The 15,117-nt window shown below is 59.2% G+C and carries 15 protein-coding genes; 2 read left to right on the top strand and 13 right to left on the bottom strand.

The window, feature by feature from the left end; genetic code table 11:
* The 13 genes from otnC to ACR3ES_RS03195 form a co-directional block, all read right to left on the bottom strand.
* Positions 1–639: a 3-oxo-tetronate 4-phosphate decarboxylase gene (otnC, locus tag ACR3ES_RS03255; RefSeq protein WP_170431397.1), complete on the bottom strand. Its 639-nt coding sequence runs from the start codon at positions 637–639 to the stop codon at positions 1–3.
* Positions 636–1,919 (bottom strand): 3-oxo-tetronate kinase, encoded by a 1,284-nt coding sequence (gene otnK / locus ACR3ES_RS03250; protein WP_170431399.1) that lies wholly within the window; start codon positions 1,917–1,919, stop codon positions 636–638. The genes otnC and otnK overlap by 4 nt, the downstream gene beginning before the upstream one ends.
* Before the next feature lie 2 nt (positions 1,920–1,921).
* On the bottom strand, positions 1,922–2,878 hold the full coding sequence (locus ACR3ES_RS03245; protein ID WP_480424793.1) for a 2-hydroxyacid dehydrogenase: 957 nt from the start codon (positions 2,876–2,878) through the stop codon (positions 1,922–1,924).
* A gap of 12 nt (positions 2,879–2,890) precedes the next feature.
* Entirely contained in the window at positions 2,891–3,601 is a 711-nt protein-coding gene (locus tag ACR3ES_RS03240) for an RraA family protein (protein WP_480424791.1), read from the bottom strand.
* A complete protein-coding gene (locus ACR3ES_RS03235; protein WP_480634684.1) occupies positions 3,594–4,280 on the bottom strand; it encodes an alpha/beta fold hydrolase in 687 nt (228 codons plus the stop codon). The genes ACR3ES_RS03240 and ACR3ES_RS03235 overlap by 8 nt, the downstream gene beginning before the upstream one ends.
* Positions 4,280–5,248, bottom strand: coding sequence for a cupin domain-containing protein (locus ACR3ES_RS03230; RefSeq protein ID WP_170431403.1), 969 nt, complete (start codon positions 5,246–5,248; stop codon positions 4,280–4,282). Before ACR3ES_RS03230 ends, ACR3ES_RS03235 begins: the two co-directional genes overlap by 1 nt.
* A 123-nt stretch (positions 5,249–5,371) precedes the next feature.
* On the bottom strand, positions 5,372–6,397 hold the full coding sequence (locus tag ACR3ES_RS03225; RefSeq protein WP_170431405.1) for a LacI family DNA-binding transcriptional regulator: 1,026 nt from the start codon (positions 6,395–6,397) through the stop codon (positions 5,372–5,374).
* A gap of 7 nt (positions 6,398–6,404) precedes the next feature.
* The gene (hisD, locus tag ACR3ES_RS03220) at positions 6,405–7,733 is read right to left on the bottom strand and encodes a histidinol dehydrogenase (RefSeq protein ID WP_170431407.1); all 1,329 of its coding nucleotides are present in this window, start codon (positions 7,731–7,733) and stop codon (positions 6,405–6,407) included.
* Positions 7,723–8,796 (bottom strand): sn-glycerol-3-phosphate ABC transporter ATP-binding protein UgpC, encoded by a 1,074-nt coding sequence (locus ACR3ES_RS03215; RefSeq protein ID WP_170431409.1) that lies wholly within the window; start codon positions 8,794–8,796, stop codon positions 7,723–7,725. The genes hisD and ACR3ES_RS03215 overlap by 11 nt, the downstream gene beginning before the upstream one ends.
* On the bottom strand, positions 8,796–9,623 hold the full coding sequence (locus tag ACR3ES_RS03210; protein ID WP_170431411.1) for a carbohydrate ABC transporter permease: 828 nt from the start codon (positions 9,621–9,623) through the stop codon (positions 8,796–8,798). The genes ACR3ES_RS03215 and ACR3ES_RS03210 overlap by 1 nt, the downstream gene beginning before the upstream one ends.
* A gap of 4 nt (positions 9,624–9,627) precedes the next feature.
* Positions 9,628–10,500 carry a carbohydrate ABC transporter permease gene (locus ACR3ES_RS03205; protein WP_170431413.1) on the bottom strand — a complete coding sequence of 291 codons (873 nt, stop codon included), beginning with the start codon at positions 10,498–10,500 and terminating at the stop codon, positions 9,628–9,630.
* A gap of 107 nt (positions 10,501–10,607) precedes the next feature.
* Positions 10,608–11,924: an ABC transporter substrate-binding protein gene (locus tag ACR3ES_RS03200; protein ID WP_170431414.1), complete on the bottom strand. Its 1,317-nt coding sequence runs from the start codon at positions 11,922–11,924 to the stop codon at positions 10,608–10,610.
* 264 nt (positions 11,925–12,188) lie between these two features.
* The gene (locus ACR3ES_RS03195) at positions 12,189–12,653 is read right to left on the bottom strand and encodes an Lrp/AsnC family transcriptional regulator (protein WP_480424788.1); all 465 of its coding nucleotides are present in this window, start codon (positions 12,651–12,653) and stop codon (positions 12,189–12,191) included.
* Positions 12,654–12,704: 51 nt separating this feature from the next.
* On the opposite strand from ACR3ES_RS03195, the gene ACR3ES_RS03190 reads away from it, so the two are divergent.
* A complete protein-coding gene (locus ACR3ES_RS03190) occupies positions 12,705–13,883 on the top strand; it encodes a Glu/Leu/Phe/Val family dehydrogenase (protein ID WP_480424787.1) in 1,179 nt (392 codons plus the stop codon).
* Positions 13,880–15,115, top strand: coding sequence for a 3-methyl-2-oxobutanoate dehydrogenase (2-methylpropanoyl-transferring) subunit alpha (locus ACR3ES_RS03185; RefSeq protein WP_170431416.1), 1,236 nt, complete (start codon positions 13,880–13,882; stop codon positions 15,113–15,115). The genes ACR3ES_RS03190 and ACR3ES_RS03185 overlap by 4 nt, the downstream gene beginning before the upstream one ends.
* The last annotated feature ends 2 nt before the right edge of the window (positions 15,116–15,117 follow it).

Here is a 15,117-nt window from a genome sequence, read left to right as displayed (position 1 = left end):
TCACCAGGGCGGGAAATGCCGATCCAGATCCGCGATCTGATCAACGTTCAGGGTTTGTGGATCCGCGCCGCGCAGCATCAACGCCAAGCGCGCGGTCTGTTCCAGTTCTTCGGTCGCGTACATGGCGTTTCGCAGCGATGTACCCGCGACAACCGGTCCGTGATGGGCCAGCAAAATGCTCCAGTGTTTGTGGGCCTTTTGCTGTACCGCCTCCGCCAAGGCCACGTCCCCTGGTCTAAAGTAGGGCAGCAGAGCGACGTGCCCGCATTGCATATGGCTGTAAGGCGTCAGTTTTGGCAGGGCATCCTCGGGGTCCGCGACCGGCAGACAGGACAACGCAACAGAATGGGTGCCGTGCAGGTGGATCACCGCGCCTGCACGGGCACAGGCAGCGTAGACAGCCCGATGCAAAAAACTCTCTTTAGTCGGCTTGTCGCCGGACACGTGATTGCCATCGAAATCCAGTTTCGACAGGCGGGCCGGGTCAAGCGCGCCAAAGGAGCTGCCCGTCGGGGTCACGATCAGCCCATCTTCGACCGGTACGGAGATATTGCCGGTGGATCCGTGAGTGTAGCCGCGTTCAAACAGGGATGTCGCGGTGGCGACGATCTCATCCCGGATTTGCGTCTCTTGTGTCATGTTATCCCTATCTGTGATGTACGGAAAAAGAAGTCGTCGCCCCCGAAATTCCCCGATTTCAAGGCCAAAGGGATCACCGGTGCGCCAGAGGCGTCCAGCGCCAGGGTCCAGGGCACGCCGGGGTCGATTTCCGCGCCTATTTTGAGAGCCGCAACCTTCAGACGAGAAACAACAGCCCCCGAGGTTTCCCCGCCAGCCACGACGATCCGCCCGAGGTGCGGCAATGAGGTCAAACGGGCGGCCAATTCCGACAAGGCCTCTTCAATTAAGGCTCCGGCGCGGGCCTCACCCAATTGGGCTTGTGCCTGTTGTACGTCTTCAGGGCGGGCCGAACCATGGATAAGCACCGGGCCCGTGCCAAGCGTATCTGCAGCCCATTCGGCGATCGCTTCGACCGTAATCTCGCCCGCATCCAAGGCGAGCGGGTCCAACTGACGGATAGCGCCGCCCGCGGCCTGAAACGCCTCGATTTGCGCCAGTGTTGCTTTGGAACAGCTTCCGGCAAGGATCAATGTATGTCCCTCGCCTGAAATGGGGATATCGGCCTGCTCCGCCCGCGCGCCTTTGCGGGATGCGACATGTCTCTGTGCCAGAGGTGTCGCGAGGCCCGAGCCGCCTGCAAAAAACCGGGCATCCTGCAAGACTTCCGCCCAGACGGCAAGGTCGTCTGCGTCGGTTGTGTCGCCAATGACATGGGCCGCGCCGCTTCGTTCGGCTAAGGCCATGCTGACGTTGTCGGCTCCTTTTGCAAGAACGGAATGGTCGATCAGGGCCACGTCGCCCACCACCTGCGGACGCAGCCAGCGCAAAAGATTGGCATCGGTCATCGGGTTGAGCGGGTGGTTTTGCATCCCGCTTTCATGCAGCAGGCTGTCGCCCACAAACAGGTGCCCCTTGTAGACTGTGCGCCCGTTCACCGGCAGCGCAGGCACATGTACCACTTGAGTACAGCCCAGTTCTGCCGCCAAGGCATCGCTGACAGGGCCGATATTGCCCTCAGGTGTGGAATCGAAGGTCGAGCAGTATTTGAACTGGATCTGAGAGACACCGGCCGCCTGCAACGCTTTCAATGCAACAAGCGATTGCGTGACGGCATCGGCGGCTGGGATCGAGCGCGTCTTGAGCGCCACCACCACGGCGTCGGCGTCGCCAAATGCGAAATCCGGGGCTGGCGGACCGATGGTCTGCACAACGGACATGCCACCGCGCACCAGCATCGAGCCGATATCGGTGGCACCGGTGAAGTCATCTGCGATCACGCCAAGGTTCGGAGTAGCCATGATCATACCACCTTGCAGGGCGGCACTGCGCCGGCAAAAAATGCATCCAGATTGTCCGCGGCCAGCATCCCCATTTCTGTGCGCACCTCCTCGGTGGCCGAGCCGATATGGGGCAGAAGCGTAACGTTTTCCATTTTGCGCAACACCTCCGGCACCGATGGCTCATTCTCAAAAACATCGAGCCCTGCCCCGGCGATGCGGCCTTTGGCCAGAGCCTCGATCAGCGCGGCCTGATCGAGGCTGTCCCCGCGCGCTGTGTTGACCAGATAGGCCGAGGGTTTCATGGCTGCGATATGCTTGGCCGTGACCAAAGGGGTTGACCCTCCGCCTGGCACGTGAATTGACACCACATCCGCTGCAGCCATGACGGCGTCGATACTGTCGAGACGCCGTGCCTCGAACCCGAGAGGGCCGATGGGCGACCGGTTGTAAAACACAATCTTCATCCCAAAGCCGAGGGCGGCGCGACGGGCGGTGGCCCGGCCGATACGACCCATACCGATTATGCCCAAAACCTTACCCTGAATGCTCATGCCCAGACCGTCGACAACCGAAAACCCGGCCCAACGCCCGGTGCGCAGCTTGGCCTCGGCGGCAAAGGCGTTCCGGGTCGCCGCCAGGATCAGCAGCAAGGCGATATCCGCAGTTGCGTCCGTCAGAACATCGGGCGTGTTCGAGACGGTGAGGCCTGCGCCCTGCGCGGCGTCGGTGTCAATATTGCTGTAACCAACACCGACATTGGCGATCATTTGCACCGTACGCCCTTCGGCCTTCAGACAGTTTGCATCCAGCCTGTCGCTGACCGTGGGCACCAGCGCGTCATAGCGGCCCATTGCCTGCGCCAACTCTGCGCCCGTCATCGGGGTATCAGAGGGGTTAAACGTGGCGTCATAATCCCGCGCCAAGCGGGCCTCAACCGGCGCTGTGAGCTTGCGCGTTACAAGGATCTTTGGTTTCACTATTACCTCGCCTCAGGTTCTGGCCGCTTCGAACCTGGCCCAGGCCTCTTTCAACACCTGGATGTCGAAGCCGGGCGCACGGGCGGGATCGAGGACGATGGATTCGCTGGCTATGACGGTTTCAATTGCCTGTTTCAGGGCCGGGATCACGTCGTTGGGGATCACCAGAGCGCCGTGCCGGTCGGCATGTATCAACTCGTCTTGCGCGACGCGCATGCCCATGATGTTTACCGACGTACCAATCTCAACCACATGCACATAACCGTGGCTTGGCCCGATGGAGCCCGCCAAGACCGGAAACCCCTCGTCCATCACGTCAAGGTCGCGCATGACGCCATTGGTGACAGCGCCGGCAAGCCCAAGCCCCTTGTGAACGGCGACGTGCACTTCGCCCCACCAGCCCGCAATACAATTGGGGTAGTCAACATCCTCAACGACAGCAGCTGTCGGACCGTCGCCAGATGCCATTGACTCAAAGTAGTCAATGCGCCTCGCGCGAATAACCTCGGCTGGCTCTGTCGGCGGCGCCAGGCCGGATATTTTGGCGGTACGCGCGAAACCGACAGTCGCCGGATCACCGGGTTTCGAATGGTGCATCGTACCCCGGGTAAAGCGATTGAAACCACGCTTGCCGTGGACCACTTCGATTGCATTGCAGACCGTGGGTGTATCGACCGTTCGCAACAGAGCCAATAGGTCTTCGGGGATCATTGTGTCAGCCATTTCTTAAGCACCTCATTGGTTTTTTCGGTTGTTCCAGGGTCGGCATGTGGCCCGCCGCCGGGATCACGGCAAGCTCGGAGCCGGGGATCAGATCATGCATAAGCTGGTGGCGCGCCACCGGGCAGAGCGCATCCTCGGTCCCACAGAGTACAAGCGTTGGAACGTTAACGCCGCGCAGGGTGGCAGTTTGATCCGGGCGCGATTGGATCGCCGCAGATTGCGCTGCAAATACTTCTGCCCCCAACGCCTCCGCCATCTCCATACAAAGGTTCAAAACATCCTCGCGGCGCGGCCCGGAGGCTAGGTAATTCGGTTTCATCTCATCGCGCATGACAGCGCGCAAACCGCCGCTGCGCACCTTGGCGACCTGCGCCTGCCGCACTGGCGCTTTGTCCGGCGGATCGGCCAGCGGGTTGGTGTCCAGCAGGGCCAGGCGGGTCACGCGTTCCGGTGCCTGCCGGATGATCTCCATGGCGACAATGCCGCCCATCGAAAGCCCCGCCAGCGCAAAACGCGGCGGTGCGATCGCCAGGATCGCGTCTGCCAGCCCCGCCATGGTATCGGCCCCCGTCAAAGGGGCCGACATTATTGCGCGTTCTGCTGAAAGCGCATCGATCTGCGGACCAAACAGCCGGGCATCGCACATCATGCCCGGCAGCAGGAGGAGAGGATCCTGCATCAGGTCAGCGACATGCTTTTCCCGGCGGGATCATCGGTGCTGCGCACCCGGTACATGCTGGCCTCTCCGGTCATCGACGGGACCACGGACCGCGACAGGCCCTCGGGCACTAGACAAGTGTCGCCGGGGTTCAGCGTGGCCGATCCACCGTCCCAATCCAGACGCCAATGGCCGCGCACCGGCATCAGAACCTCGGGCGCGTCGCAGCTATAGCGCGCCTCGGGGATCGACCCACGGGTGATGAAGTCAACCTCGAAACCGGGCCGGTCCCTCAGTTTTGCATCCGGGCCTATGACCTTGGCAGGCTGACGATCCGCCAGCGCCATCAAATCCCAGTAGCGGGCCACGTGGTTCGGCAGCACATCCGCAGTCGTCGGCTCGCCCCGTTTGGCCAGTTCCTCGTCGGACATCAGTGGCATCGGCGATACACCTTGGGGCAGACTTTCACCCTTTTTGGTGTCATATAGCGTTCCATTCTCGCCCAGGACGAGGCCATGACTGGCCGCTTCTTCGACCACCTGCGGGGCCCAATGCACGCCACCGCCGGCATCGTCGCCGCCCAGGAATGCCATGATCATCCCATAGTCGGTGCCTATGTTTTCGAACCCGCGAAACACGCCGGTCGGGATGTTAAAGATATCGCCTTCTTCCAGCGTCACTTCGCCGGCATCGCCCCAACGGCCCCAGAAAAACCGCCAGCGGCCTTTCAGCACAAAAAACGCCTCGGCCGTGTTGTGGTCGTGCAAAGAGTTGCGGCAATTCGGTGGTTGCCCAGCGGCACCGATGTTGAAGCCCGGCGTCTCACGGATATGGACATGCTGGTCGGCGCCTTCGGAAACTCCGCCGCCAATTATGGTAAAGTTCTCTTTCTGATCCGAGCCCGGCGTATGCGTGTCGATGAAAGCCGTTTTGCACGGTCTCAGGTCTCCATAGCGTACAATGTTCGCTTCCATTTGTTGCGGTGTCATTCAGATTCTCCAATTATCAGCAGGATGTTGGTCATGGGGGTCGTTAATGCTGTGTCGCTGGCAAAAGACAGGTGCATAACAGTTTAAGCGCGACGCAATTGCGCCGACGTCGTATTTAGGGGGTCACGGGTCGGCCCACTTTTCAGGAATGCGGGCGCTGCCGCGGACCATAAGTTCGCTCTCAATTTCAACGGTGCCGGAATGGGGTTGCTTGTCTTCGATCATGCCGAGCAACAGCGTCACAGTGGTGTCGACCATCCGGTTCACGGGCTGCCGCAAAGTTGTCAGGTCAAAGATCTTCCATGCAGCCATTTGCACGTCGTCGTAGCCGATGATGGAAACATCTTCGGGGATCCGCAGGCCAAGATCGCAGCGCACCGTTTCGATCACCGCAAAAGCCATGTGGTCATTGCCCACAAAAATCGCATCCGGCACCTCGATACCCTTGAACAGGGTCTTAGTTGCCTCGACGGCCAGATTTCGTCTGAAGTGGCTGTCGATGATTGCAAACGGCTCCATACCGTATTCGGCCAATCCCGCGACGAAGCCCGCTTGGCGGTCGCGACCGTTCAGAGACTTTCTCCAACCGGCAATGTGGGCGATCCGCTTGTGTCCTCCCGCTGCCAGAAATCGACCCGCAATCCGACCGCCTTCGAAATTCGCGGCCGTGACTGAAGGCAGTGAGCGGTCTTCTTGCCCACGGTTGAACAACACATAAGGAATGTTCATCTCGGCCAATCGGTTCGTCAGCTGGTTCGACATACTGACCGAAGCCAAGATGATCCCGTCGACCTGATGGGCCAGCAGGTTTTCGACAACACCGTCCACCTCTTCGGCCATGTTTGCGGCGAAAAAGACCATGACGTGATATCCGCTTTCGCTCAGCCGTTCGGAAAGCTTCTGCAACGCTTCGGGGTAGAAAGGATTCTTCAGGTAGGCAAGAACGATGCCAATTGTGTAGGAGCGTCCGGTATTCAGAGACCGCGCCAAGGTGTTGGGCCGATACCCCAACTCCCGCGCCGCCTCGGTCACGCGTTTGATCTTGTCGGCCGACACCTGGGCACCGGGCGTAAAGACCCGGCTTACGGTGGGCTGGCTGACGCCCGCGCGCCGGGCGACATCGGCTGAGGTGATACGCGTGTCAGACATCCCAGACCTACTCCGCAGCGTCGCGATAAGGCGCGCCCTCTCCGTAAGGCACGTTGATCCCGCCGTAGCGGCGGACACGGATGTTGCATTGTTCGGCGTGACCCACAAAGCCCTCCAGCATGCAGAGCCGTGAGCCGTATTCGCCCACCAGCGTTGCCGCTTCATCCGTGGTGACCTTCTGATAGCTGTGGGTTTTCAGGAACTTGCCCACCCAGAGACCGCCGGTGTAGCGGCCCGCCTTCTTGGTCGGCAGCGTATGGTTGGTTCCAATCACCTTGTCTCCATTAGCCACGTTGGTGCGCGGGCCCAGGAAGAGGGCACCGTAGCTGTGCATATTGTCGAGATACCAGTCATCACGGTCGGTCATGACCTGGACGTGCTCGTAGGCCATGTCATTGGCCACCTGCAACATGTCCTCGTGGCTGTCGCAGAGGATCATGTCCCCGTAATCCTCCCACGAGGTGCGGGCCGTTTCGGCAGTGGGAATGATCTTGAGAATGCGTTCGATCTCGCGCAGGGTTTCGTCGGCGAGCTTGCGCGATGTGGTTACCATTGCGGCGGGAGAATTATAGCCATGTTCGGCCTGGCCCAAGAGGTCCGTGGCACACATCTCCGCATCGACAGTCTCGTCAGCGATGACCATGGTCTCAGTGGGGCCCGCGAAAAGATCGATGCCCACCCGGCCGTAAAGCTGGCGCTTGGCTTCGGCCACAAAGGCATTGCCCGGGCCGACAAGCATGTGCACGGGATCAATCGTCTCGGTCCCGATAGCCATGGCACCGACGGCCTGAATGCCGCCAAGAACATAGATTTCGTGGGCGCCGCCCATCTTCATCGCCGCCACAATCGCCGGATGCGGTTCGCCGTTCTGCGGCGGCGCCGAGGCCACAATACGCGGCACGCCCGCGACCGACGCGGTCAGCACCGACATATGCGCCGAGGCCACCATGGGAAACTTGCCACCGGGCACGTAGCACCCCACCGATTGCACGGGGATGTTGCGGTGGCCAAGGATGACGCCGGGCATGGTCTCGACCTCGATATCGGTCATCGACGCCCGCTGCGCCTCGGCAAAGCCCCGCACCTGATCCTGGGCGAACTTGATATCCTCCATATCGCGGGAGGAGACCTTTTGCATCGCCGCCTCGATCTCACTGTCGCTCAGGCGGAAAGACGGTCGGGTGAAACCGTCGAACTTCTGGCTGAGCTCCGCAATTGCGGTATCGCCGCGGGTTTCGATGTCTTTCAGGGTGGCCTCAACCGTGGCGCGCACCTTCGCGTCGTCTTCGGCACGCTCTGCTTCGGGTTTGGACCGTTTGAGGTACTCAATCGCCATCGGAATCGCTCCTGATCCGGTTTCCGGTTTCGGGATCAAACAAGTAGAGGTGGTCGCTGCTCAGCGAGATGCTGACCATATCGTCCTGCTCTTTCCGCAGGTGCCGATCCCCTTTTGCGATGACCCGCTGCTGGCCCCATTGCACGGTCAGCAAAGTCGCCTCGCCGGTGTTCTCATAGGCGTAGATGCGCACATCGATCTCGGCCTCGCCGGGTTCAAAGACCCGCATGTCGTCGGGGCGTACACCGAGGATCACCTTGGCTCGGTCGGCGGCTTTCACCGGGACCAACCGTGTGCCGCCGGTGGTGACAAACATGCCATCTTTGACCGATCCGTTGATCAGGTTCATTGCCGGCGAGCCGATAAAGCCCGCCACAAACAGGTTGGCGGGATCGTTATAGATCTCGTCTGGAGTGCCAAGCTGCTGGATGACGCCGTTTTTCATCACCGCCACACGGTCGGCCAGCGTCATCGCCTCGATCTGGTCGTGGGTGACGTAGACAGTGGTGATCCGCAGCTCCCGGCTGAGATGTTTCAACTCAGCCCGCATGGTCACGCGCAGCTTGGCGTCGAGGTTTGACAGCGGCTCATCCATCAAGAACACTTTGGGTGTCCGGACGATGGCGCGCGCCAATGCTACACGCTGCCGTTGACCACCTGAAAGCGCCTTGGGCTTGCGGTGCAGGAACTCGGTCAATTCCACCTGCGCCGCGGCCTTTTTCACCCGCGGACCAATCTCGTCCTTGGGGGTGCCGCGTACTTTGAGCGGGTAGGCGATGTTGTCATAGATCGTCATATGCGGGTAGAGGCCGTAGTTCTGGAACACCATCGCCACGTCTCGATCCTTTGGCAGATCGTCGTTGACCATCCTGTCGCCGATCCAGATTTCACCCTCGGTCGGGTCTTCCAGCCCAGCGATCATCCGCATGGTTGTGGTCTTCCCGCAGCCCGACGGCCCCAGAAGAACCAGGAATTCCTGATCGTGGATCTCCAGTGATTGGTTGTCGACGCCGACAAACTCACCCCAGCTTTTTGTAAGATTTTTTAGGATGACATCAGCCATCAGCGTACCGCTCCCATAGTCATGCCTTGAACGAAGTATTTTCGGATCAAGAGCGCGAGGACGAACATCGGCACCATGATAATGATGCCGGCCGCACTCAGCAGATTCCAAAGGTCGCCCTCTTCAGCACGGAACAGCGCCAGGCCGACAGGCAACGTCACCGCATCCCGATTGGTCAGGATCAGGGCGAAAAGAAACTCATTCCATGCGATGATGAAACAAAAGATGCCGGCCGTCAGCAGCCCGGGCGCCGCCATCGGCAGCACAATGTTCCGGATCACTTGAAGCCGCGAAGATCCGTCGACCATCGCCGCCTCTTCGGTGTCCATCGGGATGCCATCGATGAAACCTTTGATCATCCAGATCGCAAACGGCATCACGATTGCCAGGTTCACCAGGATCAAACCGATCCGCGTGTCCAGCAGCCCGATATCGCGGAACATGACGAAAAAAGGCAGGATGATCACCACCGCCGGGACAAACTGCGTGGCCAGGATCACCACAAGCATTGCGGTTTCGCCCGTCAACCGGAAGCGGCTGAAGGAATAGGCCGCCATGGTCGCCACCGGAATTGCGAAAAGCACGGTGAAGAAGGCCACGATGGTGGAGTTCAAGAGTTTGCTACCCAGATAATACGGCGCGCGGAACACCTCGCTGAAATTCTCCAACGTTGGAGTGAAGAACAGCTTGAGCTGGAACACATCGATATGGTTTTTAAAGGATGCCATGAAGATCCACAGGATCGGCATAAGCATGATCAAAGTCGCGATCAGGATGAGGACGATCTGCACCGCATTGACCAGGTTTTTTCTGTGTTTCCCTGTCATCGCCTCAGCCCTTCCGGAACACGTATTTGGCGTAGGCGTAGGTCAGAAAGATCATCGGGATGACCATCAGCCACGCGACGGACGAGGCATAGCCGATCTGCCCGTACTTCATACCGTTGACATAGATGTAATGCGACAGCGTCTGCGTCGCCGTGCCGGGGCCGCCATTGGTCAGCATGAAGATCTGATCGAAGGTTTTGAGGCTGAAGATCGATTTCAGGATAATAACAACGGCCAGAACCGGTGCCAGTTGCGGCAGCGTAACATCGCGGAACACGCGCCAGCCGCTGGCGCCATCGACCTGTGCAGCCTCGATTGTGTCTCGCGGCACGCTGGCGAGCCCACCGATCAGCACAAGAGTCAGAAACGGGATCCAGCCCCAGACATCTGCCATCACGCAAACTGCGAAGGCCAAGACCGGGTCGGCCAGCCAACTGACGTCGGCCAGAGGAGGGATCATGACCCCAAAAAATGCGTCAAACAGGCCAAATTCGGGGTTGAACATGAAACGGAAGCTGACCCCGATCAGAGCAGGGCTCATAGCAAAAGGTAGGATAAGCAACGTTTGCACGCCTGAGCGCAGCCGCCCACCAGGTGCCAGTAGCAGGGCCAGCCCCAGGGCCAGAAGTGTGGTCAGCGCCACCGTAAGCACGGTGTAGACTGCCGTGACCTGCACCGAGTTCCAAAAGGCGGGCTCGTACAGGAAGGCCCAGGAGTAGTTTTCCCACCCAAGATACTGGTCCAGCGATCCGGGCCGGTTCAGCCGTCCAACCGTAAAAGACAGCCGCAGGCTTTCAAAGAGTGGCCACAAGGCGGTTAAACCAACTACAAGGACTGCTGGCATAATCAGCAGGTATTTCAGGGTATTGTCGCGCATTTAGAGTGATCCCAATCAGGGTATTTCCCTCCCGCCGTGTGGCAGGAGGGAGCAGTACGAGGCTTGATCAAAAGGAGTGGTGACCGAGCCCCATGGGGAGTTCTGATCTATTCGATCCGACCAGCGCGACGCAGGACGCGGTTGGACTGATCGGCGGCATCCAGCATCAGCTGACGGGTATCACCACCAGATGCCGCCTCGGCTATGGCAGCCGAGAGGATGTCACCAACTTCTGACCATTCCGGGATCTGCGGCATGATATCGGACTGTTTGAGCGAATCCCAGGCTGCCATCTGGATGCCGTTATTTGCAGCGTTCACATCCGGATCGGTCAGTGACGAGATATGTGTCACCACATTGTTGACGATCCGTTCACCCGCAACCTCACGCTCGATGGCGTTGGCCTTGTCCATGTCGGGGTTCGAGAGCCATTTCAGGAACTCCCAGGCCGCTTCTTCGTTTTCGGAATACTGCGAAATACCAAACGGCATGGAGATCGCGTAGGTTCGGGTTGTGCCAGTGTAAGACGGCATGCCAACAAAACCGACCTGATCTTCGGTCAGGGTCGAGGTCTCAGGGTTGAGAAAGGCGGAATAGAACCACCACCAGCCCGGGATCATGGCGGAGTTGCCTTGCATGAAGCTCTGGCGCGCATCTTGTTCAACAAAGGCCACCGAGTTCGGGTTGGCCGCGCCATTTTCGGTCAACAGCGCAATGTAATCTTCTGTCGCCTTAAGCGCCGCTTCACTTGTCCAACCAGCGGTGCCATCCTCGTTGAACACCTCGGCGCCGGCGCCCCATAGGAAGTTCAGCCAAATGAACAAGGACTGCCGGTTGCCGTCATTGTTGTAGTAAAGCGCCATGGGCGAGATGCCCTCGTGCTCCCAACCATCGGCCATGGCCGCGACTTCTTCCCAGGTTGTGGGGGGCTCGTCGATCAGGTCGGTTCTGTAGAACAGCACCTGCGGATGCGCGCGCAGGGGGAAGCCCAGGGTTTGACCTTCAAACTGTGCGGAACGTGCGAATGCTTCGGGATAGCGGTCCATCGAAACACCGTCGCGTTCCATCAGATCATCAATCGGACGCAGCCAATAGGCGTTCGGCGGACCCCAGCTGTCGAGATAGTTGACCACATCGAACGTGCCGTTTGCAGCCACACCTTCGGCATTGATACGCTCTTGCAGCGATCCGAAGGGAATAAAGGTCCATTCAACCTCGATACCGGTCAGGTCTGTAAACTCCTGGTCGCGGAGCATCAGGCCATCGAATTGCGGCGTTACAACCGACAAGACATTGATCTTTGTGCCGTCGTATGGCCGCCCCTCTTTCAGCCCGTAGGGCAACTCTTCTGCCCAAGCAGAAAGCGGCACCGCTGCAAGAGCCAGCGCCGCGGCACCGGCTTTGAGAATTGTCCGTTTGCGCATCTTGTCCTCCCTGGCGATTCGCAATTTGTCTAATAGTGATAGGTAATCCTGAATGCGTATTCAACAAAACTCTGAGTACGTATTCAAAAAAGATGTGTGCCGGATGCCTCTTTTGCAGTCAGAGATCTGAGAAACCTCAGACATTTGTGTCTCAATCAATCGTCAAATCCTAAAGAAATGACTAAATCGCGTCATTCAAATCAGATCCAAACATCAAGCGTTTCTGACTCAGCGACAGCAGCGGTCATTGACCGGCCCTGGTTTTCAATATGGGATGCGCGCCCGACTGATGAATTGGCGCAGCGCGAACCGCGAACGCACCACGCGTAAACCCGGCAATCGCATGAGTTTTGTCTGAAGGAAGGCCTCAAACTCCTCAAGGCTTTCAACGGCGACCTCCAACAGGAAATCCTGTGCGCCGGTCATCAGCGTTCCGGTCACAACCTCGTCAAACAGCGCGACCTGGCGCTGAAAGTCGGCCACTTTTTCGGCGTCCTGCCTCTCGAGCTCGACCGAGACGAAAGCGGTAATCGAAAAACCCGCCGTTTTACGGTCGATACGGGCGCTGTACCCAGAAATCAGCCCGGATTCCTCAAGACGCGCCAACCGGCGTTTGCAGGGTGTAGCGGACAATCCGATGCGTTCGGACAGTTGGACCAATGACATACGTCCGTCCTCTTGTAACGCACGAAGAATCTCTCGATCCGCCTGATCAGTAGTGTAAGGCACTATGTATCCTTTGTTTTGTAGCAGAAACCACTCTGTTTCCTTCAGATTATCTTGCTAAAGCGGTTTTTCAACCCAGCGCAGGACCATAGGCTGGACGTGATGATCCTGACGGATCGAAACGACGACACCCCTGCCATACAAACGAATGGTGAAATCATGCCCCTGATCATCACGGAAGAAACCCCACCGCCCGGGTACGAACGCCTGATATTTGCCGAGGAAGCCAGCCACGGGTTACAGGCTTACATCTGTCTGCATTCAACGGTTTTCGGCCCGGCGGCGGGTGGCTGCCGAATGTGGGCTTACGAAAGCCGGGAAGCTGCGCGCGAGGACGTGTTGCGCCTCGCGCGTGGTATGACGGCCAAGAATGTCATGGCCGGGCTTGGGCTGGGTGGTGGCAAATCGGTGATCATCGGCGATGCCCGAACGGACAAAACGCCGGAAATGCTGCGCGCCTTTGGCCGGGCGGTCAACGCGCTGGACGGACAGTATTACACCGCCGAAGATGTGGGCTTCTCGCCCGAGGACATTCGCATTGTGGCTGAGGAAACGGATTTTGCCGTTGGTCTTGAAGGCGGCGAGCATGGCAGTGGTGACCCGTCGCCCTTTACTGCCGAAGGGGTTTTTCAGTGTCTTAAGGTTGGGGCAAAAGACGTATTCGGGAGCGACGATCTGGTCGGACGTCGCGTGCTGGTTCAGGGGCTGGGCAGCGTGGGCATGAGCCTTGCGGAAAAACTGCATGCCTCGGGTGCCTCGCTGATCGTGTCGGATATCAATCAGGCCGCGCTGGACCTCGCCCGCGACAATCTGCGCGCGGATATCTGCCCGGTGGATCAGGTCTTTGACGCGCAGATGGATATTTTCGCGCCCTGCGCTCTGGGTGGAGTTCTGACCCACGAAAACGCGCAGAAACTGTCGGCACAGCTCATCTGCGGCGCGGCCAACAACCAATTGGCCGAAGACGCTGTGGCCGAGACGCTTCTCGTGCGCGGAATTCGGTATTTGCCGGATTATGTGGTCAACGCGGGCGGCATCATCAGCGTCGCCGGTGAAATCCACAAGGCAGGTGAGACCTATCGTCAGGCCAGGCTCAAAGAAATCGCGACTCGCATTGCCGAGATCCTCGAAACTTCGAAACGCACCGGCCATTCGACCACAAAGGTCGCTGATCAAATTGTCGACGACATTCTGGATCGCGGCCATGACCACCGACATGAGGGGGCAGCATGAGCGACACGCCCAAACCGCTATCGCTGAACGTACCTGAGCCGGGGTGCCGCCCCGGCGATACGCCGGATTTCTCGGATTTCGAGATTCCCCGCGCCGGTGAGGTCCTCCGACCTCCGGTCGACGTTGCGGCGGATGATATTCGCGACATGGCCTTTTCAATTGTTCGGGTTCTGAACAAAGAAGGGCAGGCCATCGGCGACTGGGCAGGTACATTATCGCCAGATGAACTGCGCGCCGGCTTGCGCCATATGCTGACCCTGCGCGCATTTGACAAACGCATGTTGATGGCGCAGCGCCAGGGTAAGACAAGCTTTTACATGCAGCATTTGGGCGAAGAGGCGATCAGCTGTGCCTTCGCGCGGGCTTTGCAACCCGGTGACATGAACTTTCCCACATATCGTCAGGCCGGACTGCTGGTTGCGGTAGATTATCCGATGCTGACGATGATGAACCAGATCTATTCCAATGCCGATGACCCGCTAAACGGCCGGCAACTGCCAATCATGTATACGTCAAAGGAACACGGGTTCTTTTCGATCTCAGGCAATCTGGGCACGCAATTCGTGCAATCGGTGGGCTGGGCCATGGCTTCGGCCATTTCGGGGGATACCCGGATTGCCGCCGGCTGGATCGGCGACGGGTCAACAGCGGAAAGCGATTTTCATGCGGCGATGGTGTTTGCCTCGACCTACAAGGCGCCGGTGGTTCTGAACATCGTCAACAACCAATGGGCCATTTCAACCTTTCAGGGGATCGCCCGGGGTGGCGTGGGCACGTTTGCCGCGCGTGGTCATGGGTTTGGTATCCCCTCGCTTCGTGTCGATGGTAACGACTATCTGGCCGTTCACGCCGTCGCCAAATGGGCCACCGAACGCGCGCGTATGGGGCTGGGTCCGACCTTGATTGAATACGTGACATATCGCGCGGGCGGGCATTCTTCGTCGGACGATCCCTCGGCCTATCGCTCGGGCGAGGAAGCCAGTGCCTGGCCGCTGGGCGACCCGATCGAGCGATTGAAACAGCATTTGATCACCGTCGGCGAATGGTCCGAGGAACGCCATATACAGGCCGAGGCGGAAATCATGGACGGCGTCATTACAACCCAGAAACAAGCCGAGAGCGTCGGCACCCTGGGCGACGGCAAGGCACCCTCCCCGCGCGACATGTTCGAAGGTGTCTACGAAACAATGCCGCCACATCTGGTTCGGCAGCGCCAGCAGGCGGGGTATTGAGC

The organism is Ruegeria sp. B1 (genome assembly GCF_056535885.1).
Note: the sequence above shows the minus strand (reverse complement) of the source record. Positions and strands in the feature narration are given on the sequence as shown.

Excerpts from the sequence above, each read along its gene's own strand:
- otnC (WP_170431397.1), bottom strand. The coding sequence starts at position 639 with ATGACACAAGAGACGCAAATCCGGGATGAGATCGTCGCCACCGCGACA.
- otnK (WP_170431399.1), bottom strand. The coding sequence starts at position 1,919 with ATGGCTACTCCGAACCTTGGCGTGATCGCAGATGACTTCACCGGTGCC.
- ACR3ES_RS03240 (WP_480424791.1), bottom strand. The coding sequence starts at position 3,601 with ATGGCTGACACAATGATCCCCGAAGACCTATTGGCTCTGTTGCGAACG.
- ACR3ES_RS03235 (WP_480634684.1), bottom strand. The coding sequence starts at position 4,280 with ATGCAGGATCCTCTCCTCCTGCTGCCGGGCATGATGTGCGATGCCCGG.
- ACR3ES_RS03230 (WP_170431403.1), bottom strand. The coding sequence starts at position 5,248 with ATGACACCGCAACAAATGGAAGCGAACATTGTACGCTATGGAGACCTG.
- ACR3ES_RS03225 (WP_170431405.1), bottom strand. The coding sequence starts at position 6,397 with ATGTCTGACACGCGTATCACCTCAGCCGATGTCGCCCGGCGCGCGGGC.
- hisD (WP_170431407.1), bottom strand. The coding sequence starts at position 7,733 with ATGGCGATTGAGTACCTCAAACGGTCCAAACCCGAAGCAGAGCGTGCC.
- ACR3ES_RS03215 (WP_170431409.1), bottom strand. The coding sequence starts at position 8,796 with ATGGCTGATGTCATCCTAAAAAATCTTACAAAAAGCTGGGGTGAGTTT.
- ACR3ES_RS03210 (WP_170431411.1), bottom strand. The coding sequence starts at position 9,623 with ATGACAGGGAAACACAGAAAAAACCTGGTCAATGCGGTGCAGATCGTC.
- ACR3ES_RS03205 (WP_170431413.1), bottom strand. The coding sequence starts at position 10,500 with ATGCGCGACAATACCCTGAAATACCTGCTGATTATGCCAGCAGTCCTT.
- ACR3ES_RS03200 (WP_170431414.1), bottom strand. The coding sequence starts at position 11,924 with ATGCGCAAACGGACAATTCTCAAAGCCGGTGCCGCGGCGCTGGCTCTT.
- ACR3ES_RS03185 (WP_170431416.1), top strand. The coding sequence starts at position 13,880 with ATGAGCGACACGCCCAAACCGCTATCGCTGAACGTACCTGAGCCGGGG.